Annotated in this window: 24 protein-coding genes and 1 tRNA gene; 8 read left to right on the forward strand and 17 right to left on the reverse strand. The window is 63.2% G+C overall.

What is annotated here, in order from left to right:
• Positions 1 to 349: 349 nt before the first annotated feature.
• Positions 350 to 466 carry a sigma factor gene (locus tag KBZ22_RS14425; protein ID WP_106632988.1) on the forward strand — a complete coding sequence of 39 codons (117 nt, stop codon included), beginning with the start codon at positions 350 to 352 and terminating at the stop codon, positions 464 to 466.
• A gap of 248 nt (positions 467 to 714) precedes the next feature.
• Here the strand turns inward: KBZ22_RS14425 and KBZ22_RS11135 are convergent, their stop codons facing one another.
• The 3 genes from KBZ22_RS11135 to KBZ22_RS11145 form a co-directional block, all read right to left on the reverse strand.
• On the reverse strand, positions 715 to 984 hold the full coding sequence (locus tag KBZ22_RS11135; protein ID WP_106632987.1) for a ribbon-helix-helix domain-containing protein: 270 nt from the start codon (positions 982 to 984) through the stop codon (positions 715 to 717).
• Between the two features lie 470 nt (positions 985 to 1454).
• The gene (locus tag KBZ22_RS11140; protein ID WP_241518355.1) at positions 1455 to 2555 is read right to left on the reverse strand and encodes a glycosyltransferase family 2 protein; all 1101 of its coding nucleotides are present in this window, start codon (positions 2553 to 2555) and stop codon (positions 1455 to 1457) included.
• Between the two features lie 594 nt (positions 2556 to 3149).
• Positions 3150 to 3353, reverse strand: coding sequence for a hypothetical protein (locus KBZ22_RS11145; RefSeq protein ID WP_106632986.1), 204 nt, complete (start codon positions 3351 to 3353; stop codon positions 3150 to 3152).
• Positions 3354 to 3993: 640 nt separating this feature from the next.
• Between KBZ22_RS11145 and KBZ22_RS11150 the strand changes: the two genes are divergently transcribed.
• Positions 3994 to 6174 (forward strand): beta-glucosidase, encoded by a 2181-nt coding sequence (locus tag KBZ22_RS11150; RefSeq protein ID WP_106632985.1) that lies wholly within the window; start codon positions 3994 to 3996, stop codon positions 6172 to 6174.
• On the opposite strand, the gene KBZ22_RS11155 is transcribed toward KBZ22_RS11150, so the two are convergent.
• The 3 genes from KBZ22_RS11155 to KBZ22_RS11165 are packed head-to-tail and all read right to left on the reverse strand — an operon-like array spanning position 6175 to position 7703.
• The gene (locus tag KBZ22_RS11155; protein WP_106632984.1) at positions 6175 to 6645 is read right to left on the reverse strand and encodes a hypothetical protein; all 471 of its coding nucleotides are present in this window, start codon (positions 6643 to 6645) and stop codon (positions 6175 to 6177) included.
• Positions 6645 to 7214, reverse strand: a complete 570-nt coding sequence (locus tag KBZ22_RS11160) for a triacylglycerol lipase (RefSeq protein ID WP_106632983.1) — start codon at positions 7212 to 7214, stop codon at positions 6645 to 6647. Before KBZ22_RS11160 ends, KBZ22_RS11155 begins: the two co-directional genes overlap by 1 nt.
• 51 nt (positions 7215 to 7265) lie before the next feature.
• Entirely contained in the window at positions 7266 to 7703 is a 438-nt protein-coding gene (locus KBZ22_RS11165; RefSeq protein WP_193486321.1) for a molecular chaperone DnaJ, read from the reverse strand.
• A gap of 280 nt (positions 7704 to 7983) precedes the next feature.
• Between KBZ22_RS11165 and KBZ22_RS11170 the strand changes: the two genes are divergently transcribed.
• On the forward strand, positions 7984 to 8235 hold the full coding sequence (locus KBZ22_RS11170) for a hypothetical protein (RefSeq protein WP_206603515.1): 252 nt from the start codon (positions 7984 to 7986) through the stop codon (positions 8233 to 8235).
• 9 nt (positions 8236 to 8244) lie between these two features.
• Here the strand turns inward: KBZ22_RS11170 and KBZ22_RS11175 are convergent, their stop codons facing one another.
• Complete coding sequence (locus KBZ22_RS11175) at positions 8245 to 8448, reverse strand: hypothetical protein (protein WP_106632981.1); 204 nt, start codon at positions 8446 to 8448, stop codon at positions 8245 to 8247.
• Positions 8449 to 8728: 280 nt separating this feature from the next.
• Here KBZ22_RS11175 and KBZ22_RS11180 point away from each other — a divergent pair, with 280 nt between their 5' ends.
• Positions 8729 to 9442, forward strand: a complete 714-nt coding sequence (locus KBZ22_RS11180) for a hypothetical protein (protein WP_106632980.1) — start codon at positions 8729 to 8731, stop codon at positions 9440 to 9442.
• Between the two features lie 16 nt (positions 9443 to 9458).
• Here KBZ22_RS11180 and KBZ22_RS11185 read toward each other — a convergent pair whose 3' ends face one another.
• Positions 9459 to 11627, reverse strand: a complete 2169-nt coding sequence (locus KBZ22_RS11185; RefSeq protein ID WP_255022022.1) for a glutamine synthetase III — start codon at positions 11625 to 11627, stop codon at positions 9459 to 9461.
• Positions 11628 to 11803: 176 nt separating this feature from the next.
• Here KBZ22_RS11185 and KBZ22_RS11190 point away from each other — a divergent pair, with 176 nt between their 5' ends.
• Positions 11804 to 14203, forward strand: a complete 2400-nt coding sequence (locus tag KBZ22_RS11190; RefSeq protein WP_255022023.1) for a glycogen/starch/alpha-glucan phosphorylase — start codon at positions 11804 to 11806, stop codon at positions 14201 to 14203.
• On the opposite strand, the gene KBZ22_RS11195 is transcribed toward KBZ22_RS11190, so the two are convergent.
• The 3 genes from KBZ22_RS11195 to KBZ22_RS11205 are packed head-to-tail and all read right to left on the reverse strand — an operon-like array spanning position 14200 to position 16067.
• A complete protein-coding gene (locus KBZ22_RS11195) occupies positions 14200 to 14871 on the reverse strand; it encodes a hypothetical protein (protein ID WP_315858612.1) in 672 nt (223 codons plus the stop codon). The genes KBZ22_RS11190 and KBZ22_RS11195 overlap by 4 nt on opposite strands.
• 36 nt (positions 14872 to 14907) lie before the next feature.
• Positions 14908 to 15354 carry a universal stress protein gene (locus KBZ22_RS11200; RefSeq protein ID WP_255022024.1) on the reverse strand — a complete coding sequence of 149 codons (447 nt, stop codon included), beginning with the start codon at positions 15352 to 15354 and terminating at the stop codon, positions 14908 to 14910.
• Between the two features lie 50 nt (positions 15355 to 15404).
• Complete coding sequence (locus tag KBZ22_RS11205; RefSeq protein ID WP_106632976.1) at positions 15405 to 16067, reverse strand: ParB-like protein; 663 nt, start codon at positions 16065 to 16067, stop codon at positions 15405 to 15407.
• A gap of 77 nt (positions 16068 to 16144) precedes the next feature.
• Here KBZ22_RS11205 and KBZ22_RS11210 point away from each other — a divergent pair, with 77 nt between their 5' ends.
• A complete protein-coding gene (locus KBZ22_RS11210) occupies positions 16145 to 17254 on the forward strand; it encodes a sirohydrochlorin chelatase (protein WP_255022025.1) in 1110 nt (369 codons plus the stop codon).
• Between the two features lie 417 nt (positions 17255 to 17671).
• Positions 17672 to 17908, forward strand: coding sequence for a DUF2811 domain-containing protein (locus KBZ22_RS11215; RefSeq protein ID WP_254942009.1), 237 nt, complete (start codon positions 17672 to 17674; stop codon positions 17906 to 17908).
• A 152-nt stretch (positions 17909 to 18060) separates the two neighbouring features.
• On the opposite strand, the gene KBZ22_RS11220 is transcribed toward KBZ22_RS11215, so the two are convergent.
• The 6 genes from KBZ22_RS11220 to KBZ22_RS11245 form a co-directional block, all read right to left on the reverse strand.
• Complete coding sequence (locus tag KBZ22_RS11220; RefSeq protein WP_255022026.1) at positions 18061 to 19707, reverse strand: GMC oxidoreductase; 1647 nt, start codon at positions 19705 to 19707, stop codon at positions 18061 to 18063.
• A gap of 84 nt (positions 19708 to 19791) precedes the next feature.
• A tRNA-Met gene (locus KBZ22_RS11225) sits at positions 19792 to 19868 on the reverse strand.
• Between the two features lie 43 nt (positions 19869 to 19911).
• Positions 19912 to 20883, reverse strand: a complete 972-nt coding sequence (locus KBZ22_RS11230; protein WP_255022027.1) for an asparaginase — start codon at positions 20881 to 20883, stop codon at positions 19912 to 19914.
• 19 nt (positions 20884 to 20902) lie between these two features.
• Positions 20903 to 21385, reverse strand: coding sequence for a CGLD27 family protein (locus KBZ22_RS11235; protein ID WP_255022028.1), 483 nt, complete (start codon positions 21383 to 21385; stop codon positions 20903 to 20905).
• A gap of 5 nt (positions 21386 to 21390) precedes the next feature.
• A complete protein-coding gene (gene rsfS, locus KBZ22_RS11240; RefSeq protein WP_255022029.1) occupies positions 21391 to 21801 on the reverse strand; it encodes a ribosome silencing factor in 411 nt (136 codons plus the stop codon).
• Entirely contained in the window at positions 21794 to 22429 is a 636-nt protein-coding gene (locus tag KBZ22_RS11245; RefSeq protein WP_106632970.1) for a DUF3318 domain-containing protein, read from the reverse strand. The genes rsfS and KBZ22_RS11245 overlap by 8 nt, the downstream gene beginning before the upstream one ends.
• A 97-nt stretch (positions 22430 to 22526) precedes the next feature.
• On the opposite strand from KBZ22_RS11245, the gene carB reads away from it, so the two are divergent.
• Positions 22527 to 25865, forward strand: coding sequence for a carbamoyl-phosphate synthase large subunit (gene carB, locus KBZ22_RS11250; protein ID WP_255022030.1), 3339 nt, complete (start codon positions 22527 to 22529; stop codon positions 25863 to 25865).
• Positions 25866 to 25889 lie beyond the last annotated feature (24 nt).

Consider the following 25889-nt stretch of genomic DNA (forward strand, 5'->3'; position numbering starts at 1 on the left):
GCTCTTCCGATCTGGGGCTGCGCAGCGCGGCACTAAGTAAGCATATGTGCTGATTTGATTTTAAAGTCGAGGCTTCTGGAGGAGCATGACCACAGTTGCTTCGCTGGTCTCCATGGCTGATTGCTTAAGTGATTATAAACAGGCGAATGGTGGCATTCCGCTACTGCGTGAAGAGGAAAAGGTTGAGCCTGGGCGAATGAATAGAAAATGGCGAGACTTTGACAACATCGCGAGCGTCAAACAGCGAAGGGGACGCCGTGCTTTCGTCCGGATAATGAATGGTAACCTTAGGCTCATTGTTAGTGTTGTCAAGCAATATAGTTTTCGGACAAGGGGTGACTAAATTGGCATGATTGATCTTGTTCAGGCAGGCAATAAGGGTCTTGTGCGAGCCGTGGAAAAATTTGATCCGACCAGGGGCTATCGCTTTCTGCCTATGGATATTGAGGGATTAAGCAATCTATAATTAGGTTTATTCAAGACAATGATAGATTCAGTAATGTCTGAGATTGCTTTCTGCAGATGAGCAAGAACTGATAGGCCACCGACTTTGTGTTAAAAAGCGAATGGCTTTTTGTCGATATTGCAAAATCAACGGGTAAGGCAAAGCAACATATTCAGCCTGTAGAGTGGCGAGCACCTAATAAGCTAAGGAGGGCTATTGAGCCAGCCCTGTACCTTGCGTAAGATGCTTGGCTGGAATTGCCGCATGCTCTACTGTCGTCGAGAAAATCCATTAGACACGGAATCACCGTTAAGCATCAACTTTTTACCGGCCAAACCATCCACTATATTGTCTCGACTGTGTATGCCTATCAGTTCTCTCTGATCCTTTAAAGCATCTTCAAGCAGGAATGCACAAAGGTTGGAAACAGAGCGGCCCTCTTCGTCTGATCTTTTTATCAAAGCCTCATGTACATTGTAGCTTAATGTAATTGAGATCCTGCGTGGTTGGCGCTGAAGAATTCGTAGTTTATCGTTCATTGCAGTACTTTATCGATCTGGGGGGGGGGGCAAAATTAAGCAGAAGCGGCACTCTTGCGAGTGGTGAAATAATCATATTCGTTTATCCCTGGGAGAATCTGCACTTATTTGGAGTATTTATGCTGCCCACGGCCTCAAGTTTATGCGGATTTTTGTAATCTGCTGCAGGGTGAGGCACAGCGCCGCAGTTTTTCCCGTGCATTGGCTAAAATCGTCTTAAGGCCTTGGCGCGCATCCAGGCTAGAGATCTTCCCCTGTCAAGTCATGTGGGTGCACATTAAAACTGCTTGTTTTTTCTATGATGCTCATCAAATTGCTGGAATTCAGCTTTATCAGCGGATCGGCAGCAGATGTGTGATCAGCCCTCTTTTAAATACCCACTAATCGAGCAGCCATAGCAACCTTGCACGAGCTGCCTCAGCAGGCCCGCAAGGTTGTATCAACCCGCAGATCACGCCTCCTAAGGCTCCTCAGCGTGCCTTGAATCGCCTTCCCTTCCACTCAACATGTCCTCGCTCGAGCTTGAAGATCGCGAGGATGAACACCCCTAGAAAGAACAGCACTGGAATCGGAAAGATCAGGTTGATCCAATGGAAGCGCCCTACCCGGCGGCTGAGCAGCAGCAACTGCACAGCAAAGGCGCCATAGATCAATGCATTTGGGCCGATCGCGGGGGGGCCCACCAGAGGCCAGCCCAGCAAGGCGGCAGGCAGACACCAGGCCGCCCAGAAGAGGCCCGAAAGCCACAGCAGCATCGCCAGCATCCAGGGCCAGCGAACTTCTCCGGCGGCCGTCGCAAAGTTCTTATCGAATCCGGCCACCATGTCGGCCAAACCGCCGGGATACATGCGATATGCGATCGAATCGCTGCCGAGCCAGGCGCTCACGGGCAGGCCGAGCTGCTCGTAGCGATGGGCTAGGAACCAATCCTCCACCACTTTGTCTGCCACTGCCTCATGGCCGCCGGCGCGCAGATAGTCGGCCCGACTGCTCACCATCGCTGGCCCGAAGGCAACCCCACAGCCCGGCCCCAGCCTTACCGCCATCAGCCCCACCAGGTTGAAGAGCAGAGAGAGCTGCTCGTAAGGCTTCTCTGTGCGGTGATAGGGCTGTACCGAGACCAGTCCTCCTTGCTGCTCGTGTTGGGCGAGTAGCCGCTGTAGGAACTGTGGGGCAGGCTCGGTGTCGGCGTCGAGAAAAACCAACACATCCCCTCGGCTGGCCTGCACCCCGTGGTGAAGAGCCCAGGTCTTGCCGCACCAGCCTTCGGGAAGAGGAGGTGGCTGAATCACCTTGATCGCAAGCGTGTCAGCACTCTGGCGGGCGATGGTGGCGGTACCGTCGCTGGAGTCATCGTCGACCACGATCACTTCAGCGGGCCTGAGAACCTGGTTGCTGAGGGCCGCCAGTAGATTCGGCAAGGTTGCTGCCTCATTTCGGGCAGGTATCAACACGGACACTGTTCGTTGGTGCAGCGGCATGGAGGCCGGAAGGGACGGCAGACTCAAGGCCAGAATCCAGCCCAGCAGCCAGCGCACCAGCAGCGACACCTCCAGCCAGCCAATTAACACTCAGTTACCTGAGGAGAATTTTCACCTTAGGGAGAGGGACTGGAACTATCAATCATTACCTCGGATTTGCAGCTGAATGACTTGGGCGGGTCTATCTGCTTGAGGAGCAGCACCTCTTAACCCTTCTCGTCCCGCTCCAATGCGCTGATGAGGCCGGTTCTGCTTGGATAGGATGGCGAAAACTAAATCAGCTACCACCGATGGATGGGAAATTATTTGTTGGTGGCTTGCTTTTGATCTTTCTGTTTTTGTATGTAGGAGTTTATCTGCTAACCAGAGGTCTAACCCCGCCGGTCTAGATTATCATTCGCTATCTTGTAAATAGCTTATGCGGTTAAGCTTGTCAAGTACAAGCATTTGATCTTTTGGCTGTTTCGGTAGTGATGTAGTTAATGGCAGCGCGGCATGGGGGATTCCCATGAAGGCCAAGCTTGATGCTGTCTTAATTGCGTAGTAGCGATTAATTCACTATCTCTGAAAGAGAGCTAAGCGCCTTTGCTGCTCCTGCCAGCATTAGCTTGGGCCGGTGCGGCGTTTACCCCATCGCCCACCATGGCGGCGCCGCATTCCCCCTGACGCTGCAGGCCTTAATAACTATTTGTGGCCTGGTGCTGCACAGGTTGATGTATCTGGTGCGCTCTCGGCCTTACCCGGAGGGGCGTGCAGCTCCACATGCTCTTGCTCGTTGGCATCGTTGCGGGCCACGATTGCAATGGCCGCCTCGCTGGCGCTGAGGTTTGCCGGCCTGTGGGTGGTGCCCGCTGGGATGAATAGAAAGTCGCCCGTTTGGTTGATCACCTACTTCGGCTTGGACACCGTTGAGCTTGGGCAATAGGTCCCCATTCCAGGAGCGATCGCTGCGGCTCAGGGTTTCTACCTTCACGCCAGGGCCAGAATCCCCAGCCTGGATTTTCTCTTCAAGGGTGCCGAAGTAGCTGATCGAAATCCTGGGTCCTTTCCAGCCTCAGATGTGAAGCGGCCTTCATGAAGTCTGATTGCCGCGGGTGAAGAGCCATTGCGGCAGCGGTATGGATGGTTGCCTTTTTGGTTTGGCGGAGAGATCGTGTGGACATCGGGATTCGGAGGCTCCACTGATGGAAGACACCCCCCCTGAGCATTTGCCAGGAGTGCGCTGACGATCCGGCCCCTGCTCCAACACTCTCGACGGATCTCTGACGTCTCTTGGCTGAAAAGCCTCCACTGCGCCGCCTTAGGTGCCCCGGATTAATCGAGACGTCCCACTGGTCACCTGGCCTCAGGTGCTTGCGTCAGCAGCTCCGCAGTACAACTGAAGACACCCAGATCTCACGATCTGATTGCTATCTAACTTGCGCCCAGCTGCGCCCCACCCCTCCGGGCAAACGCCACAGCTGGGTCAACAGAAGCCCGGGGCACGCGCTCCGGGCTTCCTAGTTTTTATGCCGCTTGGGAAAAGGCCATGACGGCGCCACCAGAGACTGATCAGCAGTCGATTGAGCGCCGGGCCCAAGAGCTGCTGGCCCAGCTCAGCGTTGCCGAGAAGCTTGCCCTGCTGGAGGGCGATACCGACTTCTGGCCCGGCATGGTGGAAATTGCCAGCCGCGACGCCTCCCACCTGCACCCCTGGCCAGCGGGAGTGTTGCCGCGCCTGGGGCTAGCCGGTCTGCAGTTTGTTGATGGCCCGCGGGGGGTGGTGCTCCAGGGCGGGGCGACTACCTTCCCCGCTCCGATTGCTCGCGGTGCCTGCTGGGACGTGGATCTGGAGGAGCGGATCGGCGTGGCCATGGCCCGCGAGGCCCGCAGTTTCGGGGCCAACTGGCTGGCGGCGGTGTGCGTCAATCTGCTGCGCCACCCCGGCTGGGGCCGGGCCCAGGAAACCTATGGCGAAGACCCGGTGCTGCTCGGCTGCTTGGGGGCGGCAATGACCCGCGGCATCCAGCGCCACGCCGTTGCCTGCGTCAAGCATTTCGCCCTCAACTCGATCGACAGCTCTCGCTTCCTGGTGGACGTGCAGGTGAGTGAACGGGTGCTGCACGAGCTTTACCTGCCCCACTTCCGCGCCTGCGTAGAGGCCGGGGCGGGCTCGCTGATGAGCGCCTACAACCAGGTGAATGGCGAGTGGTGCGGCCAGCACCCCGCGCTGCTCAACGAAATCCTCAAGCAGCGCTGGGGATTCAGGGGCTTCGTGGTGACCGATTTCATCTTCGGGATGCGCGATGGCGTTGCCGCGGTGCGGGCCGGCCAGGACTTGGAAATGCCCTTCCGCATGATCTTTGCCGGTTGCCTGGCGGCTGCCGTTGCTGATGGTCGGCTGCCGCAGCAGCGCGTGGATGACGCCGTGCTGCGCCAGCTGCGGGTGCAGCTCGCCGTGCCCCAGGGTCCCTATCCCACCAGCCTGCGCGGCTGCTCCGAGCACCGGGCCCTGGCCCGGGAGGCTGCCACCAAGTCGATCGTGCTGCTTCAAAACGAGGCCTTCCCCCATGGCCCCCCCCTGTTGCCCCTGGATCCGGCCCGCTCGCTGGCGGTGGTAGGCAGCCTGGCCGCCATCGCCAACCTGGGCGATCGCGGCTCCTCCGACACCCGGCCCGAGCCAGGCGTGGTGGTCACACCCTTGCAGGGGCTGCAGGCAGCGGCTGCGCCGGGGGCTGTGCGTTACGCCAGTGGCGAGCGGCTGGCTGAAGCCACTGCCCTGGCCGCCAGCTGTGAGGCGGCCCTGCTGGTAGTGGGCCTCGACTGGCGCCTGGAGGGGGAGCACATCCATCCCGGCGACATCGCGCCGATCCTGCGCCAGATACCGCCCCCCCATCCCCTGCTACGGCGCTGGTGGCCGCCGGTGGCCCGGGCCATTGCCGCCATCACCAGCTACGGCTCGGCGCGTCAGGGGGGCGATTTCGCCGCCGGCGACCGCACCAACCTGGAGCTGCCCGCTGAGCAGGTGGCCTTAATCGAGGCCGTGCTGGCGGCAAACCCCCGCACAGTGGTGGTGTTGATGGGAGGTGGGGCAATCTTGATCGAGGCCTGGCGCCGTGCTGTGCCGGCGATCCTGCTGCTCTGGTACCCGGGGGAGCGGGGCGGTGAGGCCTTGGCCGATGTTGTGTTCGGCCAGGTGTCGCCCAGTGGGCGCCTGCCCTTCGCCATTCCCACCAGCGCCGACCACCTGCCTGATTTCAAGCCCCGGGCTCCCCAGGTGCGCTACGACCTCTGGCACGGCTACCGCCGCCTGCAGCGAGAGGGCAATCCGGCCGCCTTCCCCTTCGGCTTTGGGCTCTCCTACGCAGAGCTGCGCCTCAGCCAGGCGGAGGCCGAGCTGCAGCCAGATCAAATTCGGCTGGCTGTAACTGCCCAAAATGCCGGCCTGCTGGCCAGTGAGTTTGTGGTGCAGGTGTACGCCGAACCGCCTGGGTTAGTGCTGGAGCGGCCCCAGCGCAGCCTGGTGGGCTTTGCTCGGGTGGCGCTGGAGCCAGGCAACTGCCGGCGGCTTCAGCTGCTCATTCCGCTGCGTCAACTGGCCTATTTCGATGAAGCCTCCAGCCACTTTTGGCTGGAGTCGGGTTGCCATCGCCTGCGGGTTGGCCAACACAGTGAAGATTGGGGGGTGCTGCTGGAGATCAATTGCGAGGCAACGGATCTGGGCCCCTGATCAGCCTTTGCCCAGCAGGCGCTGCAGCCGCAGGCGGTTGTAGCGCTGCACCCACAGGCAGGGCAGGTTGAAGGCGGTGGCAAAGGCGAGGTTGATCAGCACCCCCGCCGGCGGCAGCCACAGGGGGGTGATAGTCCAGAAAAGCCACAGGGCTAGATGCACTAGCTCGGCCCGGCGAGTTTCCAGCACCAGCCGCTCCAGCTTGATGCTCTCCCGGCCCACCAGGCTTGCCTTGGCGATCCCTTTGGGCAGGGCGTGGCCGGCATCGGGCAGCCAGGGCTTCCAGCTGCGGATCGCCAGCTGGCTCTCGAAGCCCTGACGGCTTTCGCTCCATGGCCGCCGCATAAACCAGTGCTCCCGCTCTAACCAAGCGGCTGGCAGCCTGTTGGCCAGGGAGCCCACGAGCAGGCTCCAGAGCAGCCAGCCCAGGGCGCTGGAGGTGGCTGTCATCAGCGGAGAAAGGTTTGTCATCAGGGCCGCAACAGCTCCTGGGCTAGTAGCTGCACCGATTTGGGAGCGCGCAGCAACTGGGGATGGGCCCACACCGGCAGCATCTGGGTGCGGCCCACAGGCAGCACGGCCCGCCAGCCGGGCAGTACGGCTAGGTCGATGGTCGAATAGAAGCTGCAGCAGTCGATCCCGGCCAGGGCGTCGAGGTTGCCGTTGAGCTCGGTGAGCAGGGGGCTGCCCGATTTGAGGTCGGCGATACCCGCCAGTAGGCGGCCCGGCCAGGGCTGGGCGGTGAGGGTGCCTTGCTGGGGACTTCCCACACTGGTGAAGCGCCTGGTGCGGTGTTGGCCGCCCAGCAGCTGGATCCAGGTCCGGGCGATTACGCCGCCGATCGAAAAGCCCAGCAGATCAATGGGTTGCTCCAGCCCGAAGGCCGCTTCGATATGACTACCGAGTAGTTCGGCCGCCTCGGAGATAGGGGTGAGGCCAAACCGCAGCGGTAGTTCGGGGATTAACAGCGGTTGGCGCTGGTTGCCCAGGCAGCGCTTAAGCGCATTGAAAACCGCGGGGCTGTCGAGCAGCCCGTGCACCAGAACCAGGGGGGTTGCATCGGCGATGGGACCACCATCCGATTCAATTACTCAATCTGACCTTTCCACCACGGTGCTGCGACCCAGCAGCAGATCCCGCGCCCCGTTAACCCGTTGCATTGTGTCGTGACTGCCACCGCGGTCTGGGTGGTGTTCGGCGGCGGCGCTCTTCCAAGCTCGGTTGACTTCGTCGGCGCCGATGCGCCCGGCCAGGGGCAGGTGTAATCGCTGACGCGCCACGATCGCATCAAGATCGGGATGCTTACCCAGAGGGCCCCAGTCGGCTTTGCTCAGCGCAGGGCTGCGCTTTTTGCCCCCTTTGCGTCGTGACTTGCTCTGGCCCGATCCGCCGAATCCCCGCTGGGACTGGCTTGTCTCTTCAGCTGGCGCGGCAGCGGCCCGTGGCGATCGGGTCGGTACCAGACCGGTCAAATTGGCTTGCATGGTCTGGGGCATCAGCTCTGCCGCGATATATCCACTGTCCTCCATGGCCGGCAAGCCCCGTGGTGGCCTAGGCGACGCTCATGGCTGGCTAGGGGCGAGATCTTTGTGCCTTGCGCTTCTGGAGCGTCTTATGACAAGGCTGCCGGGACCTCATCCTATCCAGTGTCAGATGGGTCTAAACTTAAGAAGAGGTGAGGCGCGCTTGCCGCGATCGGTCTTCTCTGGCCTGCGTAGTGGGGGTTTTATGAGATCGCTGACCAGATTTCGCCTGCGAAACAGGCCTCTGGCTGGGTTCGCCAACCTCCGCGAGGGTCAGCGTTGGCCAGTGGAGCAACCCATGGAGGGCTGGTTGCAGTGGGAGGGCAGGGTGCTGCCTGTAATTCCCGTTGATATCGCCAACTTCAGTGCTGGTGGCGTGGCGATATGGGTTGATCCGCAGCTCGATTTGTGTCCAGGCGGCCATGGCGTACTTATCACCCAGGCCCATGGCCGTGGCTGTGGCTACAGGCCGGTGAAGGGCTGCTGGCAAGTCAAGGGTGCCAATCGTTCTTTGGTGGGCCTTGCCTTCGAGCGCTGAGGCTGGCTTTCAGTTTTCAAGTAGTCGCTGAATCCGGCTGGATTGGGACCCGGCCACGCGCCCCTGGCCATCGGGGCTAAGGCTGGTTCTTGGCAGCTGGCGACTCGGTTTTACCTCTTTCACCCGTAGGGCATAAACGTGTAGGCCGATGGCCACCCCGAGCAGCAGCACCAGGCTGAAAGCTGTGCGGTGGCTGCCCTCGCTGCTTTGCATCGCCTGGGGTGCCGGATTGCTGATGACCCCAGTCTCTCAGGAGCAAGAGATGTGAAGACCTCCCCGATCCCAAACCAGGGCCAGCCAGCGCTCCTAGGATTTGCTTAAGAATTGAGCAGTGCAGAATTCGATGCGTGTGCCATCCCTGCTGGCTCTGGCGGCCCTTGTGGGCTTTGTGATCGTGGAGTTGGTGCTCTGACCGGCAGCCAAGAACACCGCCTTAAACAGTCAGGGCTTCTAGGGTCCGCTTTTACTGCGCCCCTGACCTGTGCAGGCACCCATGCTCCACTCCCTAGCCTTTCTCTTGACAAGGGTCCAGGAGTTGCCCGAAGAGGGCGTTGATTGGCAGGCTCTGGTTGCGGCCCAAGGCCACCAGGGTCCTGATCGCGGCCGGGGTCTGAGGCTGTTTCGGATGCCAGATCAATGGCAGGGCAGCCTCGATGAGTTGGTGGCTAATAGCTGCGCCACCATCGCCGGTGAAGATCCCCTCGGCTCAGCGCCAGAGCGGCGTTCCCTGATCTGCGATGCCGTTGTGACGCAGTTTGACGTGCCCTCCTTGTGGATCGGGGTCTACGCCGTTAGGGGCCCCGCCGAAGGCTCTTGGCTGCAAGTGCAGCAGGTGGAGCTGCTGGATCGCTTTCCGCTGGCTGAGGCAGCCAATGAGACCTGCTGGTTTTATCCCACCGATAACGGCTCTTACCTGTGCTGGGAAAATCAGACTGGCCTGACCCTCGCTCCGGGATGGTTGCCAGAGCAGGGCGGGCAGGAGCTTCCGATCGCCTATGACCGCGGCGAGGTGCACGTGCTCTGGTCGCTGATGGCCGATGACCAGGCGCTTACTTGTGTGGGCCTCACCTATCAGCGCCGGCGTATCGAATGGCCGTTGCTTGAGCGCAGCCCCGCACCCAGTGCCACCTGGACCAGCTTTGAGGTCGACACCATGGCCGACCCCAGCTACGTAGAACGCGCCCGCATCAGCGTTTTTCCGCAGTGAGCGGGCGCAGCCTGGCTCAACGCACGAACAGCATCTCCTGGTAGGTGGGTAGGGGCCAGAGGTTGTCGTCGACCAGGGCCTCCAAGCCGTCAACCGCCACGCGCAAGTCGGCCATCAACGGCACCAGGGTGTCGGCCGAGTAGCGCATGTGGGCTTCGGTGCCGTGGGGGGGATGGTCGATGGCGTTTTGCAGTTGGCCGCTGATGTCCATCAACGACTGGCACAGTCCAGCCACCTCCTTGGAGGTTTCCGGCGATACCTGGATGCCTAGGGAACTCTGCAGTTGCAGGGATTCAGCTAGTTCGCCGAGGTAGCGGATCGCCGCCGGATACACCTGGGTGCGGGCGATCTGGACGGCCAGCTTGGCTTCCACATCGATCGCCAGGATGTACTGCTCGGCGTAAACCTCGAAGCGGCTCTGCAGCTCCACGGCCGAGAGCACGCCGGTGCGCTCGAACAGCTCGCGCATTGATTGGCGCTCCAACACCGGCAGGGCATCGGCGGTAGTGCGCAGGTTTTCCAGGCCCCGCTCCTCCACGGCCATGCGGTGCCACTCATCGGAATAGCCGTTGCCGCCAAACACGACGGCGCCATGCTGTTCGATCAGGGTCTTGAGCACGGCCAGAGCCCCTTCCTCAAGGCCGTAGCCACTTCCCAGCTTTGCCTCCAGCTCGCTGGAGATCCAGGCGAGGGAATCGGCCAGGATGGTGTTCAGGGCCACAAGCGGGCCAGCCACCGATTGGTTGGAGCCGACGGCGCGAAACTCGAAGCGGTTGCCCGTGAAGGCAAAGGGCGAGGTGCGGTTGCGATCACCAGCGTCCTTGTCGAATTCCGGCAAGGTATCCACACCGAAGTCCATCACGCCGCCGAGGGCCGAACCGGAGAGCCGGCCCTCGCGGATCTGGTTGAACACATCCTCCAGCTGGCTGCCCAGATACACCGAGATAATTGCCGGGGGCGCTTCGTTGGCTCCGAGGCGGTGGTCGTTGCTGGCGGTGGCGATCACGGCCCTCAGCAGGGGGCCATACATGTGCACGCCGCGGATCACCGCTCCGCAGAACATCAGAAACTGCAGGTTTTTATGGGGCGTCTTGCCCGGATCGAGCAGGTTCCCCTGGGTGGCGTTGCCGATCGACCAGTTGACGTGCTTGCCAGAGCCGTTGATGCCGGCGAAGGGCTTCTCGTGCAGCAGGCAGGCCAGACCATGTTTCTTCGCCGTGCTGCGCAGCAGGGTCATGGTGAGCTGCTGGTGGTCGGTGGCTACGTTGGCGGCCTCGAAGAAAGGCGCAATCTCAAACTGGGATGGGGCCACCTCGTTGTGGCGGGTTTTGGCCGGAATCCCCAGGCGGTACATCTGCCGCTCCACCTCCTGCATGAAGACCTGCACCCGCTCGGGGATGGCGCCGAAGTAGTGGTCGTCAAACTGTTGGCCCTTGGCGGAGGGGCGACCGAACAGGGTGCGGCCGGCCAGCAGCAGGTCTGGCCGCAGGGGCACGTAGGCGCTGTCGATCAGGAAGTACTCCTGTTCGGCGCCGCAGCTGGAGTTGACCGGGGCAATGGTGGTTTCCCCCAGCAGGCTGAGCAGCCTGTGGGCCTGTTTGTTTACGGCTGCGATCGAGCGCAGCAGGGGGGTTTTTTTGTCGAGGGCCTCGCCGGTCCATGAGACGAAGACGGTGGGGATGCAGAGGGTGACACCGTTGGGCGTCTCCATCAGCCAGGCGGGGCTTGTGATGTCCCAGGCGGTGTAGCCGCGAGCTTCAAAGGTGGAGCGGATACCGCCATTGGGAAAGGAGGAGCCGTCGGGCTCGCCCTGCACCAGCACCTTGCCGGTGAATTCGGTGAAGACCGTGCCGTCGCCCTGGGGTGAGATGAAGCCGTCGTGCTTCTCGGCAGTGGAGTTGGTGAGCGGATAAAAAACGTGGGAGTAATACAGGGCACCGCGGGCGGTGGCCCACTCCTTCATCGCCTGGGCTACCACGTTGGCCACCGACACGTCGAGCTTGCTGCCCTCCTTGATGGTGCGCTGCACCGATTTGAAGATCTCCTTCGGCAGCGCCGCCTTCATCTTGTCGAGGGTGAATACGTCGCTAGCCCAGAGCTCATCGAGGGGCTGAATCGGAGCTGTAGGGGCGGCGGGGCGGCTGAGAATCTTTTCGAGGGCTTGAAGGCGTGGTTGGGAGGGCATGGGGAGTTCGCCACTGAACGTCATCCACCTACCCAAAGCTGTTCCCCCCGCCAAACTTTGCTGCGGTTGATACCAGCGGCGCGATTGGGCCTGGCTTTGCGTGTGCGGTAACCGTGACCACGCTGCTGCGAATTTGAGTCGCCAGCCCCAGACTTTCACTTTCCAGGTAGTCAGGGATGGCCTCAGCCGATAGCCAGGCTCTGAAGGAGTCGATGCAAGGGCATCTCTTCTTCAGTCAGGCCAAGTCCAGCTCCCTGGCCACCAGCCACGACCATTACCGCTGCCTGGCTTTGGCGGTGCGTGATCGCTTGCTCAAAAACTGGGTCGACACCGCCGACACATACACCCGCGAGCACGTCCGCACGGCCACCTACCTGTCGGCGGAATACCTACTGGGTCCGCACCTGGAAAACAACCTGGTGAATCTGGGCTTGGTGGAGGCAGCCCGGGAGGCCTGCACCAGCTTGGGCTTGAGCCTTGAGGAGCTGATCGCCGAGGAGCCCGAACCCGGTCTTGGTAACGGTGGCTTAGGGCGACTGGCCGCCTGCTTCCAGGAGTCGATGGCGACGCTGGAGCTGCCAGCGATCGGCTACGGCATCCGCTACGAGTTCGGCATCTTCCGCCAGCAGATCACCCCCCACGGCCAGGTGGAGAGCACCGATCCCTGGCTGGCCCATGGCAATCCCTGGGAGGTGATCCGGCCTGAGTGGAGCTATCCGGTGCAGATAGGTGAACACACCGTGATCGGCGTCGCCTACGACACCCCAATCCTCGGCTATGGCGTAAACACCGCCAATACCCTGCGGCTCTGGTCGGCGGTGGCTCCCGAGGCCTTCGACTTCGCCTCCTTTAACGCCGGCGATTACACCAGGGCGGTGCTGCGCAAAATGCAGGCGGAAACCCTTTCAAAGGTCCTCTACCCCAACGACGAGCTGGACCAGGGCAAGCGGCTGCGTCTGTCCCAGCAGATCTTCTTCGTCAGCTGCTCCCTGCAGGACATGTTCCGCATCCTGCGGGGCCAGGGGCTGGAGGTGACCGACTTCCACCGCAAGTTTGCGCTGCAGCTGAACGACACCCATCCAGCCATCGCCGTGGCTGAGTTGATGCGGCTGCTGATGGACGAGTACGGCATCGATTGGGATACCGCTTGGTCGATCACCACTGCCAGCATCAGTTACACCAACCACACCCTGCTGCCCGAGGCCCTGGAAACCTGGGGCGTGGAGCTGTTTGAGCAGCTTCTGCCCCGCCAGCTTGAGATCATCTACGAGATCAACACCCGCTTCCTGCGCATGGCCCGGATTCGCTATCCCGGCGATTCCCAGATCCTGCAGCGCATTTCCCTGATTGAGGAGGGCCCGCAGCGCCGGGTGCGCATGGCCCACTTGGCGGTGGTGGGCAGCCACCACGTCAATGGCGTGGCCGAGCTGCACAGCACCTTGATTAAGCAGCACCTGTTTGCTGATCTGGCCCGGATCTGGCCGGAGCGCTTCACCAATGTCACCAACGGCGTCACTCCGCGGCGCTGGCTGGCGGTGGCCAACCCACCGCTGTCGGCCCTGCTAGATGAGGCGATCGGCGATCGCTGGCGCACCCACCTCGAGGAGCTGCAAGGGCTTGCCGCCTATGCCGACGACCCTGCCTTCCTAGAGCGCTGGCAGGCGGTGCGCGACCTGGGCAAGCAGCGCCTCGCCCAGTACATGCGCCGCGAGCTGGGGGTGCTGGTTGATCACACCTCCCTGTTTGATGTGCAGGTCAAGCGCATCCACGAATACAAGCGCCAGCACTTGGCGGCCCTGCAGATTGTTGAGCGCTATCTGCGCATCCGCGCCGGTGAAGACCTGCCGCCGCGCACCTTTGTGTTCGGTGGCAAGGCGGCTCCGGGCTATGCCCTGGCCAAGTTGATCATCCGCCTGCTGGTCGGTATCGCCGACGTGGTCAACATGGATCCGGCCATGGATGGCCGCCTCAAGGTGGTGTTCCTGCCCAACTTCAGCGTCAGCTTGGGCCAGCTGGTGTATCCGGCGGTGGATCTCTCTGAGCAGATCTCCACCGCTGGTAAGGAGGCTTCCGGCACCGGCAATATGAAGATGGCTCTCAATGGTGCGGTCACGATTGGCACCCTCGATGGGGCCAACATCGAAATCCGCGATTGCGTTGGGGCTGAGAACTTCTTCCTCTTTGGCCACACCGCAGAGCAGATCGAGCAGCTGGGCCACAGCGGTTATCACCCGATGCCCTGGATCGAGCAGGACCCGGCCGTGCGCCAGGCCCTGGAGTTGATCGGCTCGGGCTATTTCAGCGAGGGTGATAGGGAGCTCTTCCACCCCTTGTTGGCCAGCCTCACCAGCCACGATCCCTTCCGGGTGATGGCTGATGTGGCCGACTACCGCCGCGCTCAAAACGCCGTAGATGAAGCCTGGCTCGACCGGGGCCGCTGGGCGCGGATGTCGCTGCACAACACGATGCGCTGTGGCTTCTTCAGCAGCGACCGCTCGATCGCTGACTACGCCGAGCGCATCTGGAAGGTGGGCCGGGTGCCGGTGCAGACCAGCGCCGGCGCCCCGGCGCCTTAGGCGCTCGGGGGCTCCGGCTTGTCGCTGTCCTTGAGCGAGGGGAAGCTTGAGCGGATCAGCTGGGCTACCTCCTGGTTCATCTGGGTGCGGAAGTTGGCAGCGGCGCCAGCTTCAAGCACCGGATAGGAGCGGGCCCCAACGTTGCGCAGGGGCTTCCAGCTGGTGGCTTCCTGCTGCTTGAGGGCGTCCAGCGGTGCGTCGAAGTCGAAGCTGAGCTCCCTTCCTTGGGCGGCGATGGCAGCGATCCAGTCCTCCCGGGCCGGCATCAGGGCCTTGGCCTTGAGGGTGTCAGGCAACCCCAGCACCGGCTCGTAGTGATCCAGGGCTCTTAACTCGGCCTCGAGCAGAATTACCCAAGCGGCCTCTTCGCCGGGCTGCAGGCCAAGGCCTTCGGCAGCGGCGAGCATGGCGTCTCGATAGAGACACAGCCAGCGGTAGTGAGATTTCTGCTGCAGTGTTTTTTTGAGCGAGCTCTTGCCATGGGCAACTCGCTTGGGCAGGGCCGCTTCAGCTCGCCGCAGCAACACCCGATCTTCCGGCTCCAGGTTGATGGCGCCCCACCGCTGCCGGTATTCCCACAGCTCCTCGTATTGGCGCACCTCCTCAGGCGTCCAGCCCAGGCCCTGCAGTTCGTCACCCCTGCTCGTTTCGTCCTTAGCCACCGGCACGCCTGTTGCTGTCGCAGGCAGCGTAGTGGCCGGAGCTCAACGCACAACCAGCACCGGGCAGCTGCTGTGGGTAAGAACCCGGTGGGTTTCGCTGCCCAGCAGCACCCCCTCCAGGCCGCGGCGGCCATGGGAGGCCATCACAATCAGATCAGCCCCATGGCGTTTGGCCGCCTCCACTATTGCCGCGTAGGGCATGGAGCTAACCACGGTGTCCTGGTCGCTGACCACCCCGGCGGCCTGGGCCACGGCTGCTGCTGCCGCCAGGATTTGCTCGGCGCCATGGCGAGCGGCTTGCACTAGGGCGGTCACCGTATTGGGGTCCACCAGCTCACCCACGCCCACAAGGGAGATGGGGAAGTTGGATTGGGCGTGGAAAAAGGTGATGCGAGCTCCCAGGTTGTGGCCCAGCGCCACCGCCTGCTGCACGGCCTTGTCTGAGAGCTCGGAGCCATCGGTTGGCACCAGCAGGTGGCTGTATGGCATTTACGGCGCAGGGGGGCGGTGGAGCTCCAGCCTGGGGCAGTTGGCGCCGCCTAGCAACTGCCTGAGCCCTTCCAGCCAGCCAGGTGGGCAGCGGCGCGGGAGCGGGCCAGAGCGCGGGCGCGGGGCAGGGCCGGTTCGAGTTGCTCGGAGCTGAAGGGCGGCAGGGGGCGGCTGCGCAGCCAGGCCCCCCAGCGGAATTCGTGGAAGGGAATCAGTGGGGCGGCGGCCAGCACCCCCTCCTGCTTCAGCTTCCACACCAAGCTGCGGTAAGGGTCGTCCTGCAGGCCTGTGAGCTGCTCTGGCAGGGCGCTGGGGGGCAGGGGCCCCAAGCCCCTGCCGTCATAGAGGTAGAGCCAGCCGCGTTGATGCAGGGCAGCAAGTACCTGCTGGGGGTCGGGGCTGTCGAGCTCGAGCACCACGTAGCCGAAGGCGGTGGCGCCGGGTTCGATCTCGATCAGGGCCCGTAGGCGGTGGTGGCGGTCGACCATCCACACGCTGCCATCAGCGCTGCGCACCAGCGGCACGGGCTTGCTGCCCAGGTAGGAGCGGCGTTCGCGGGCATTTTCGGCACCGAAATCGCGCAGCCTGCTGCGCACTTCAGCCAATCCCACGCAGAGCTGGGTGGGGCGCAGCTGGGCGATGGGTACCTCAAGCAGCTCACCCCCCGGGCGCGGGGCCGGCAATGGCTGGTATGGGGGAAGGCGCAGGGCCATGGCGGCTAGGCAGCCCGGATATCCCCATCCTGACCCGCTGCTTCCCGGAATAGGGTCGCCCTCAAGTGCGAGTGGCCATGGCTTCCCTCTCCCATCCCGAACTGAGTGCCGGTCCCCACGGCTCGATTGGGGTGCTGGTTTGCGGCCACGGCAGCCGCAATCGGCTGGCAGTGGCCGAATTTGCCGAGCTGGCCCAGGGGCTCCAAGAGCTGTTGCCCGAGGTGCCAGTGGAATACGGCTACCTGGAATTTGCCAGGCCGATCCTGCGCGATGGCCTGGAGGCGCTGCGGGCCCGGGGGGTAAGCCACGTGCTGGCCGTGCCGGCCATGCTGTTTGCAGCGGGCCACGCCAAAAACGACATCCCCTCGGTGCTCAATACCTACGCGGCAGAGACGGGTCTGCGCATCGACTACGGCCGTGAACTGGGGGTTGACCTCAAGATGATTCAGGCCGCCGGGGCCCGGATTCGCGAAGTCCTTGATGCGGCAGCCACAGAGGTGCCCCTGCACGAAACCATGTTGGTCGTGGTGGGCCGGGGCTCATCCGACCCAGATGCCAACTCCAATGTCGCCAAGGTGACGCGGATGTTGGTGGAGGGTTTTGGTTTTGGCTGGGGTGAAACGGTTTATTCCGGGGTCACCTTTCCTTTGGTGGAGCCTGGACTTCGCCAAGTGGTGAGACTTGGCTATCGCCGGGTTGTCGTTTTCCCCTATTTCCTGTTTTCCGGGGTGCTGGTGAGCCGGATCCAGCAGCACACCGAGCGGGTGGCCCAGGACCATCCTGAGGTGGAATTCCTGAAGGCCTCCTATCTGGCAGATCACCCCCTGGTGCTTGACACCTTTGTGGAGCGGGTGGCCGAGGTGGTGCGCGGTGACGCCAACATGAATTGTTCGCTGTGCAAATACCGGGCCCAGGTGCTGGGCTTTGAGACTGAGGTTGGGGCGCCCCAGCACAGCCACCACCACCACGTTGAAGGGCTCACCGACGGCTGTGACCTCTGTGAGCGCGAGTGCACAGGTGCCTGCCAACCCGATGGCGTGCCGATTCCAGTGGGCGGCCACACCCACGATCACGACCACTCCCCTGGGCACAGCCACGACCACGGTCACAGCCATCACCATCCGCCTTACCCCCACGCGGACCATCCACTTGGTCCCACAACCCTGCGCCAGGGCAGCAGCAGCTGAGCCTTCTCGGTTTGGCGTGGCTCAGTCTTCTCAGCTCGCTGGAAGTCTCGCGAGACTCCAGCTCATCAGTTCTGCTGATTGGTTATCCGTATTCCCCATTGTTGCCGTCTTTTCCCCGGTTTATTAGGGGTTTTCCCCAGAAACGAGGCTTTTAAGCCAGTTAAGGCCTGGCAGTTGGGGAATAACTGCTTTTGTTCAGTCTGGCCTTGACAGCACCACCAGCGGCCGCCCTTGCAGGCTTTGAAAATCCTCACTGCGCCGTTATGGAGCCGCCGGCACAGGCAATCTCAGTTGAGAACGGTGTGGTTTCGCCCTGGCTTTCAGGCTTTGACGGACCTGGCACCGATGTGGCCTACTGGGGCCTCCCCAAACTCTTATTTCGTAATGGCAGCCGAGCGCAGTTACCTCCAACGATGTATGGAGCAGCCCAGCTGCGCAGAAGGGTTAGTGGAGGCAGAAGCCGGCAGCATCAGCCTGGAGGCGGAGGTGCCAGAGGTGTTGTTCGATGGCATGCGCGAGTTCCTGCGCAGCCACCCCCAGTGGGATCAATACCGCTTGATCTCCTCAGCGCTGTCCAGCTTCCTGTTTCAGCACGGCTGCGCCGATCAGGGGGTGAGCCAGCACTACCTCAACGGCCTGTTCCTGCGCCGCTGAATTTTTCAAATCTGGTGGCAAATAACAAAAAAAAGGCGGAGGGGCCAACCTCCGCCTTAGACTCCCTTGCCCGACCCTTTGAGGTCGACGTTGCCATTGTGGGCAGGGTTGCTTAAGCCGGTTGTGGCGATAGACACCGGATCGCAACCGGGTTATGGGGCTCCTTGGCGCAACCTGGCGGCAGCGGCTTCGCAAGCGCGCCAGGTTATGGCCATTTCAGTGAGGGTTGGGCTCTGCCAGCCGGCCCGGGGCCAGCAGGCCCCATCGACTACCAGGACATTTGGGGCGCCCCAGCACTGGTTGAGGTGATTCACCACACCTGCCTCGGGCTGGCTTGCCATGCGGGCGCCGCCGAGTTCGTGGATGTAGTAGCCAGGTGGTGGCGCCTCGGGACTCACCGCCAGGCTGGTGCGGATCCAGGGCTCCAGCAGCGGCAGCACAAATAGCTCTTCGATGGGCCGGATCTGCCCCCCACCAGCTGCCACCACCGCCTCCATGCGCCGGTGCATGTGGGCCACCAGGCGCTGCTCGTTTGCACCCCAGCGGCAGTTGATGTGGGCGGTGGGTAGCCCCCAGGCATCGAGATGTTCGCCGTTCAAGGTCACCTGGTTGTCGGCGTTGGGTTGCACGTCGCCGTGACCGATCAGAAAACCCACCGCCTCGCCTCTGCGTCGCTGCAGCAGGGCGGGTGGATCAAAGCGCTGCAGGGCTGTCCAGAGGCCATAGCCGCCACTGAAATCAGCTTCGCTACCCGCATCCAGGTTGACCGTGTTGGGTATGAAGCAGCTACCGGCCCCAGAAAGTTCGCTGGGCCCATCAAGGGCTGGCACCCCGGGAATCGAAAAGAAGCGACTGCTGGAGATGTGGTCCATCAGATAGCGCCCGAGGCTGCCGGATGGATCGATTAGGCCGCCGCGTTGGTGGGCTTCGCTCGAGTGCAGCAGGATCCGCAGGGTCTCGATCGTTGAGGCGCAGAGCACCACCAAGGGCGCCTCAATGCGCTCGCGGGCTGCCGTTTTGCCATCTACCAGCACCACGCCCTGGGCCCGCTCGCCGTCGAGCAGTAGGTGGCTCACCACGGCGTTGCTGCGCACTTGGGTGCGCCCCGTTGCCAGGGCCCGTGCCAATGTGCGCCCCTGGCTGGCGGAGCGGGGCCAGCCCGCACCCCGGTGCAGGTTGAAGCCGCGCGAGTGGATCAGGGGCAAGCCAAGCTCGTTGCCGATGCGGCGCTGCAGGTGGCGCTCGCCTGGGGTGAAGGGCAGGGGCGCCTGGAAGTGGCCATCGGGCAGCTGGGGCAGGCCGTCGCAGGCTCCATGCACCTCCAGCAACTGCTCAAGGCGGGTGTAGTAAGGCGCTAGCTCGGCGCTGCCGATCGGCCAGCTTGCCCCCTGACCATCGCGCTCAGCCGCACCAAATTCGTAGTCGGAGAGGCGAAGGGTGATGCCTCCCCAGGTGAGGCTTTTGCCCCCCACCTGCCGGCCCCGGCTCCACAAAAACGGGGCGTCGTCTGGGGTGGAGTAGGGATTGAGCCGCTCATCGACGAACAGCTGGGGATTGTGTTTCCAGAAGCCCGGATGGTGGCGCTGCAGGCGTTGCTGGCCGCTGGCGATGCTGGCCACACGCCGGGCCGTATTAAGCGGTTCGCTGCCGAAGGCCTGGCGGGATGACAGCTCGGGACCGGCCTCCAGCACCAGCACCCTCAGCCCCGCCTCGGCCAGCACCATGGCAGCCACACCGCCGGTAGCGCCGGAGCCCACCACGATGGCGTCGGGCTGGGTCACGCTGGCGGGGATGGCCATTTTCTGGGCGGTGATCGCTGGGGCAGCGGAGGTGAATGTTCAAACAACAAAGCCCCGACAGGAGACTGCCGGGGCTTTGGGAAGTGGTGGCGGGGGCGAGATTTGAACTCGCGACCTTCGGGTTATGAGCCCGACGAGCTACCAGACTGCTCTACCCCGCGTCGACCTCTTAACCATACCAGTCGAAGTGCCTAGTACTGGCGCTCAGTCGAAGCGCAGCTCGCCGATCACTTCCAGGCGCAGATGGGGGGCTGGGATCAAGAAGCGAGTGCGCAGATCTTCGAGAGCTATCGGCGTTAGCCAGTCGAGCTGCTCGAGCAGGTGCAGGGCTACGGCTTGCTTGGCTCGGGCGGAGCCGTCTTCCACCTTGATCGCTACCCCCATGCCTTCGCCGACGCGGCTGAGGCACTGGATGCCTTCAGCTCCGCCCTTGCTCACCACTTGACCATGGCCGCCGCGCATCAGTTCGGTGTCAAAGCGCCCCTCCCCTGCCACCAGTTCGGGGTGGGCCAGCATTGCCCGGCTGAGGCGCTCCAGGTCGGCCTGGCTTCCGGCGCCCAGGTGGGCGTAGAGCAGGGCCATCTGGGCAAGTTGCAGCTGCAGGGTGGGGGCGCCGCAGTCGTCGCGGGCGGTGAGCAGCTCGGCGGCGGGCAGGGCGAGCAGATCGCCCACGCGCTTAAACACCTCCTGCTGCAAAGGATGCTCTTTTTGTAGGTAGCTCTCGGTGCTCCAGTTCAGCTGCCGGCAGGTGGCCAGGAAGGCGGCGTGCTTGCCGGAACAGTTGTGCTCAAGGGGGCTTTTGCCGCAGTCGGGCACGGGGCATTGCAGCTGCTCGGCCTCGATTTCAGCGCCCCAAAGCAGCTTGAAGGCCTCGCGGGCGTGCATGGCCGTGCCGATGTGGCTAGCGCAGGCGATCGCCAGGCCCCGCTCGCCGCAATTGCAATGGTCGGCTGCGCCACTGCTCACAAAAACCGTGGCCTGAAAGGGCTTTAGGGCAGAGCGCACAAAGCTCAGCTGCTGGGGATCGCCTGCCCGCATCAATACGCGGCCGCGGCCGTCGCAAACCACCGCGTGCACACGGTGGCGCGATTCGACGATGCCGTTGCGCAGCAGCCGCACCTCCAGGGGAGGGACGCCCCCGCGGGCGGTGCCACCAAAACTGGAGGACAGGGTCACAAGAGCCCAGGAGCTGATCTCAAAGAGCCTGACAGAGGCTGGCCCCCACTAGGGCCAGGATTACCGCCAGGGCTGCCCCCTGCTGCAGCCGCCGCAGCACCGGTTGCACCTGGTGCTGGGCCACCAGTAGGTCTTGCTGGCGCCAGGTCAGGGGCTTTTCCCACACCTGTCCGTCGTACCACCCCGATTCCTCGTATTCGACCCGCTCGGAAACCAGGCGGCGGTGCACGTAGTTCCATCCGAGCCACTGGCGCACCAGCAGCAGCATCGGCAGCGCCACTGCAGCCACCATGCCCGCCAGCACCAGCTGGGCCGGGTGGTGGCGCAACACCCAGCTGCCGCTAGCCACCAAGGTGGAGAGGGGCAGCAGCAACAGCCAGCTGGTGGCTAAGGGGCGCAACAGACCTGGCAGGTCGTGGGACGGCCAAACAAAAAACCAGGAGGCCAGCAACTGCTCGTATTCCTGCAGGGGCCGTTGCTCGGGGGGCACCGGGCACGGCATGGCGGTCAGGGAGAAATTGCTGAAGTTGAGCTTACGAAGCGCACCTGTTCACCGTGGCCCCAGAAGGATTCAAGGTCGTAGTAGGTGCGCTCGCTGGGGGTGAGCACATGCACGATCACTTCGCCGTAATCGAGCAGCATCCAGCGGCCTTCCTTCTGGCCTTCGCGCCGTAGGGGTAGCCGGCCGGTGGTTTCCTCGATCTGATCCTCAGCAGAGCGGGCGATGGCCCGCACCTGCACATCGGAGAGGCCGCTGCAGATCACAAACCAGTCGGCCAACGACGACACCTCGTCAACCCGGATCAGGCGAATGTCCACGGCCTTGCGGTCGTCACAGGCTTCTGCCGCCAGCTTGGCCAGCTGCTCGCTGTCGAGCTCCTGGTGGGTCGTGGGCCTGCCAGCGGGGGAATCAGCCATAGACGTTCTCACTGGTGACGGATTGACGCGAGCCCTGTTGCTGGGCCATTTCGGCCCGGGCCTTGCCGGCACTCTTGCGCAGTGCCTCTAGCCGGTCTTCGTAGAAGGCGCGCTTCTTTTTCTTGCGGGTCTGCTCCACCAGCTCCTTGAGGGCGCCGCCCAAACTCTTGTAGGCATTGGGCAGGGTGTAACCGAAGCGGGTGGCCAGGTCGATGGCCCGCTCATCGGCGGCGATGGCGTCCTGCAGCCGCTTTTCGGAGTTGTTTTTGAGGTAGAGGCGGTAGCCGGCAAAGCCGGACAGGCCCAGGGCCATCACCAGGAGGAGGCCGTCCTGCACCCACAGCTCACCGATGGCTCCACCCAGGCCGATTGCCAGGGCCGCCATCTCCCAACCGTCGCGGGGTACCGCATCGTTCTGGACGCGGCCCACCTCGTGCCAAAACAGCAGGTTGCGATGGTCTATCGCCAGCCCGTCCCAGCTTTCCAGGTCGACCTGAATTTCGACTTCATCGCGACCGATCTCCTCGATGGTGATCAGGGGCGGTTCCACCGAGGCGGCCGCTTCAACAAACACCCAGCTCTGTAATTCAGGGGGCAGCAGCCCTTTCAGGCGCTGGAGCTCACTCATCTAGGGCTTCCACGTTATCAATCACGTTAGCGATTCCAGCCCCAGCTGCTGCCAGGGGGGCGTGAGAGGCTAGGCAGGTTTGGCTTGCCCACCCCCTATGCCCCGCCGCACGGACCTCAGCCGCATCCTGCTGCTGGGCTCGGGGCCGATCGTGATCGGCCAGGCTTGCGAATTCGATTATTCCGGCACCCAGGCTTGTAAAGCGCTGCGGGCAGAAGGCTTCGAGGTGGTGTTGGTGAATTCCAACCCGGCCTCGATCATGACCGATCCGGACATGGCGGATCGCACCTACATCGAGCCACTTACGCCCGAGGTGGTGGCCCGGGTTATTGAGATCGAGCAGCCCGATGCCCTGCTGCCCACGATGGGCGGCCAGACCGCTCTCAATCTGGCGGTAGCCCTGGCTGAAAACGGCACCCTGGAAAAGCACGGGGTGGAGCTGATCGGCGCCAACTTGCAGGCAATCCGCAAGGCGGAAGACCGGCTGCTCTTTAAGGAGGCGATGGAGCGAATCGGCGTCGCGGTGTGTCCCTCCGGCATCGCCAACACCCTGGAGGAGGCGGAGCGGGTGGGCGAGGTCATCGGCAGCTATCCCCGCATCATCCGGCCGGCCTTCACCCTCGGTGGCAGCGGTGGTGGCATCGCCTACAACCCCGAGGAGTTCCGCGCCTTCTGCAAAAGCGGCCTGGAGGCGAGCCCCGTCTCCCAGATCCTGGTGGAGCAGTCGCTGCTGGGCTGGAAGGAATTCGAGCTGGAGGTGATGCGCGATAGCGCCGACAACGTGGTGATCGTTTGCAGCATCGAAAACCTCGATCCGATGGGGGTACATACCGGTGATTCGATCACCGTTGCACCGGCCCAAACCCTCACCGACCGCGAGTACCAGCGACTGCGAGATCAGTCGATCGCCATCATCCGCGAGATCGGCGTCGATACGGGCGGCAGCAATATTCAATTTGCGATCAACCCCGCCAACGGCGATGTGGTGGTGATTGAGATGAACCCGCGCGTATCGCGCAGCTCGGCGCTGGCATCGAAGGCCACAGGCTTTCCAATCGCCAAGATTGCCGCCCGCCTGGCGGTGGGTTACACCCTCGATGAAATCGTCAACGACATCACCGGTGCCACCCCGGCCTGCTTCGAGCCCACGATTGATTACGTGGTCACGAAGATTCCCCGCTTCGCCTTTGAGAAGTTCCGCGGTAGCCCGGCGGTGCTCACCACCTCGATGAAGTCGGTGGGGGAGGCGATGGCGATCGGCCGCTGCTTTGAGGAGTCGTTCCAAAAGGCGTTGCGCTCCCTGGAAACGGGCCATGCCGGCTGGGGCTGCGACCGCCCCGATGCCGCAAGTGACCTCACGCTTGCACCCGATCCCACCGCCCTGGAGCGGGCCCTGCGCACCGCCACGCCTGAGCGGATTTTCGCCGTGCGCGAGGCGATGCTCGTCGGCCGCAGCGACGACGAGATCCACCAGCTCAGCGCCATCGATCCCTGGTTTTTGGCCAAGCTGCGCTGCATCCTCGAAGCTGAGCAGCGGCTGCTGCGGGGCCGCCAGCTGCAGCAACTCGATGCCGCCGCCCTCCTGGAGCTCAAACAGCTGGGCTTCTCAGATCGCCAGATCGCCTGGGCCACTGGCAGTGATGAACTCACGGTGCGGCGCCACCGTCAGGGGCTGGGCATCAATGCCGTGTTCAAAACTGTCGATACCTGTGCGGCGGAGTTTGCCTCCAGTACGCCGTATCACTACTCCACCTACGAGCGGCCGCTGGAGCGGCTCAATGCGGCAGGTGAGCTGGAGATCGTGCCGCCCGAAAACGAGGTGCAGCCGGAGAGCCGCCGCAAGGTGATGATCCTGGGCGGCGGGCCAAATCGCATCGGCCAGGGCATCGAATTCGACTATTGCTGCGTGCACGCCTCCTTCGCTCTGCAGGCCGAGGGCTTCGCCACCGTGATGGTAAACAGCAACCCTGAGACGGTGTCAACGGATTACGACACCTCCGACCGGCTTTATTTCGAGCCCCTCACCCTCGAAGACGTGCTCAACGTGATTGAGGTGGAGCATCCCGAGGGGGTGATCGTGCAGTTCGGCGGCCAGACACCTCTCAAGCTGGCGATCCCGCTGCTGCGCTGGCTGGCTTCGCCCGAGGGGTTGGCCACCGGAACTCGCGTCTGGGGCACCTCACCTGAATCGATCGACGCCGCCGAAGACCGGGAGCAATTTGAGGCGATCCTGCGCCGGCTGGAGATCCGCCAGCCCCGCAATGGCCTGGCCCGCAGTGAGGCCGAGGCCCGGACCATTGCTGCGCGCGTTGGCTATCCAGTGGTTGTGCGCCCCAGCTACGTGCTGGGCGGGCGCGCCATGGAGGTCGTCTACGACGAAGCCGAGCTCAACCGCTACATGGTGGAAGCGGTGCAGGTGGAGCCCGACCACCCAGTGCTGATCGACCAATACCTAGATAACGCCATCGAAGTGGATGTGGATGCCCTTTGCGATCTGGAGGGGGTAGTGGTGATCGGCGGTGTAATGGAGCACATTGAGCCGGCGGGCATCCACTCGGGCGATTCGGCCTGCTGGCTGCCGTCGGTGAGCCTGAGCGAGGCAGCCCTGGCCACGATCCGCGAGTGGAGCCGGGCCCTAGCCCTGGCCCTCGGGGTGCGCGGCCTGATCAACCTGCAGTTCGCCGTGCAGTACGACCAGGAGCAGGGCGAGCGGGTGTTCATCATCGAGGCCAATCCCCGTGCTTCCCGTACGGTGCCGTTTGTGGCTAAGGCCACCGGCGTGCCCCTGGCCAAGGTGGCCAGCCAGCTGATGGCCGGCCGCACCCTGGCGGAGCTGGGGCTCATGGCCGAGCCCATCCCGCCTCTGCAAACGGTGAAGGAGGCGGTGCTGCCGTTCAAGCGCTTCCCGGGTTCCGACACGTTGCTGGGCCCTGAAATGCGCAGCACCGGCGAGGTGATGGGCATCGCCAGCAGCGCCGGCATGGCGTATGCCAAGGCCGAGTTGGCCGCAGGCGAGGCCCTGCCCACCAGCGGCACGGTGTTTCTCTCCACCCACGACCGCGACAAGCAGGCCCTGCTGCCGGTGGCGGAGCGGCTGGTGGGGCTGGGCTTTGACCTGATCGCCACCGGCGGCACCGCCGAGGCCCTTCGAGCCGCTGGCCTGCAGGTGGAATCAATCCTCAAGGTGCATGAGGGCCGTCCCAATATTGAAGACGCGATCCGCTCGGCCCGCATTCAGCTGATCATCAACACCCCGATCGGCCGCCAGGCTGCCCACGACGACAAATATCTGCGCCGGGCCGCCCTCGACTACGCCGTGCCGACGGTGACAACCCTGGCCGGGGCCCGGGCCGCTGTCGAGGCGATCACGGCGTTGCAGCAGCAGACGATTGAGGTGAATGCCCTGCAGGACATCCACCCCGGACTCACTCGTTAGGGTTAGGGACCCGATAGATCCCGC

The sequence above is a fragment of the Cyanobium sp. L1E-Cus genome (assembly GCF_024345755.1).
GTDB classification, from domain to species: Bacteria; Cyanobacteriota; Cyanobacteriia; order PCC-6307; family Cyanobiaceae; genus Cyanobium_A; species Cyanobium_A usitatum.

Coding starts and splice junctions, on each gene's coding strand:
- KBZ22_RS11235 (WP_255022028.1), bottom strand. CDS start 21,385: ATGCCGTGCCCGGTGCCCCCCGAGCAACGGCCCCTGCAGGAATACGAG.
- KBZ22_RS11245 (WP_106632970.1), bottom strand. CDS start 22,429: ATGAGTGAGCTCCAGCGCCTGAAAGGGCTGCTGCCCCCTGAATTACAG.
- KBZ22_RS11155 (WP_106632984.1), bottom strand. CDS start 6,645: ATGACAAACCTTTCTCCGCTGATGACAGCCACCTCCAGCGCCCTGGGC.
- KBZ22_RS11165 (WP_193486321.1), bottom strand. CDS start 7,703: ATGGAGGACAGTGGATATATCGCGGCAGAGCTGATGCCCCAGACCATG.
- KBZ22_RS11205 (WP_106632976.1), bottom strand. CDS start 16,067: ATGGCCCTGCGCCTTCCCCCATACCAGCCATTGCCGGCCCCGCGCCCG.
- KBZ22_RS11175 (WP_106632981.1), bottom strand. CDS start 8,448: ATGCAAAGCAGCGAGGGCAGCCACCGCACAGCTTTCAGCCTGGTGCTG.
- KBZ22_RS11150 (WP_106632985.1), top strand. CDS start 3,994: ATGACGGCGCCACCAGAGACTGATCAGCAGTCGATTGAGCGCCGGGCC.
- KBZ22_RS11135 (WP_106632987.1), bottom strand. CDS start 984: ATGAACGATAAACTACGAATTCTTCAGCGCCAACCACGCAGGATCTCA.
- KBZ22_RS14425 (WP_106632988.1), top strand. CDS start 350: ATGATTGATCTTGTTCAGGCAGGCAATAAGGGTCTTGTGCGAGCCGTG.
- carB (WP_255022030.1), top strand. CDS start 22,527: ATGCCCCGCCGCACGGACCTCAGCCGCATCCTGCTGCTGGGCTCGGGG.
- KBZ22_RS11220 (WP_255022026.1), bottom strand. CDS start 19,707: ATGGCCATCCCCGCCAGCGTGACCCAGCCCGACGCCATCGTGGTGGGC.
- KBZ22_RS11180 (WP_106632980.1), top strand. CDS start 8,729: ATGCTCCACTCCCTAGCCTTTCTCTTGACAAGGGTCCAGGAGTTGCCC.
- KBZ22_RS11215 (WP_254942009.1), top strand. CDS start 17,672: ATGGAGCAGCCCAGCTGCGCAGAAGGGTTAGTGGAGGCAGAAGCCGGC.
- KBZ22_RS11185 (WP_255022022.1), bottom strand. CDS start 11,627: ATGCCCTCCCAACCACGCCTTCAAGCCCTCGAAAAGATTCTCAGCCGC.
- KBZ22_RS11190 (WP_255022023.1), top strand. CDS start 11,804: ATGGCCTCAGCCGATAGCCAGGCTCTGAAGGAGTCGATGCAAGGGCAT.
- KBZ22_RS11210 (WP_255022025.1), top strand. CDS start 16,145: ATGGCTTCCCTCTCCCATCCCGAACTGAGTGCCGGTCCCCACGGCTCG.
- KBZ22_RS11200 (WP_255022024.1), bottom strand. CDS start 15,354: ATGCCATACAGCCACCTGCTGGTGCCAACCGATGGCTCCGAGCTCTCA.
- rsfS (WP_255022029.1), bottom strand. CDS start 21,801: ATGGCTGATTCCCCCGCTGGCAGGCCCACGACCCACCAGGAGCTCGAC.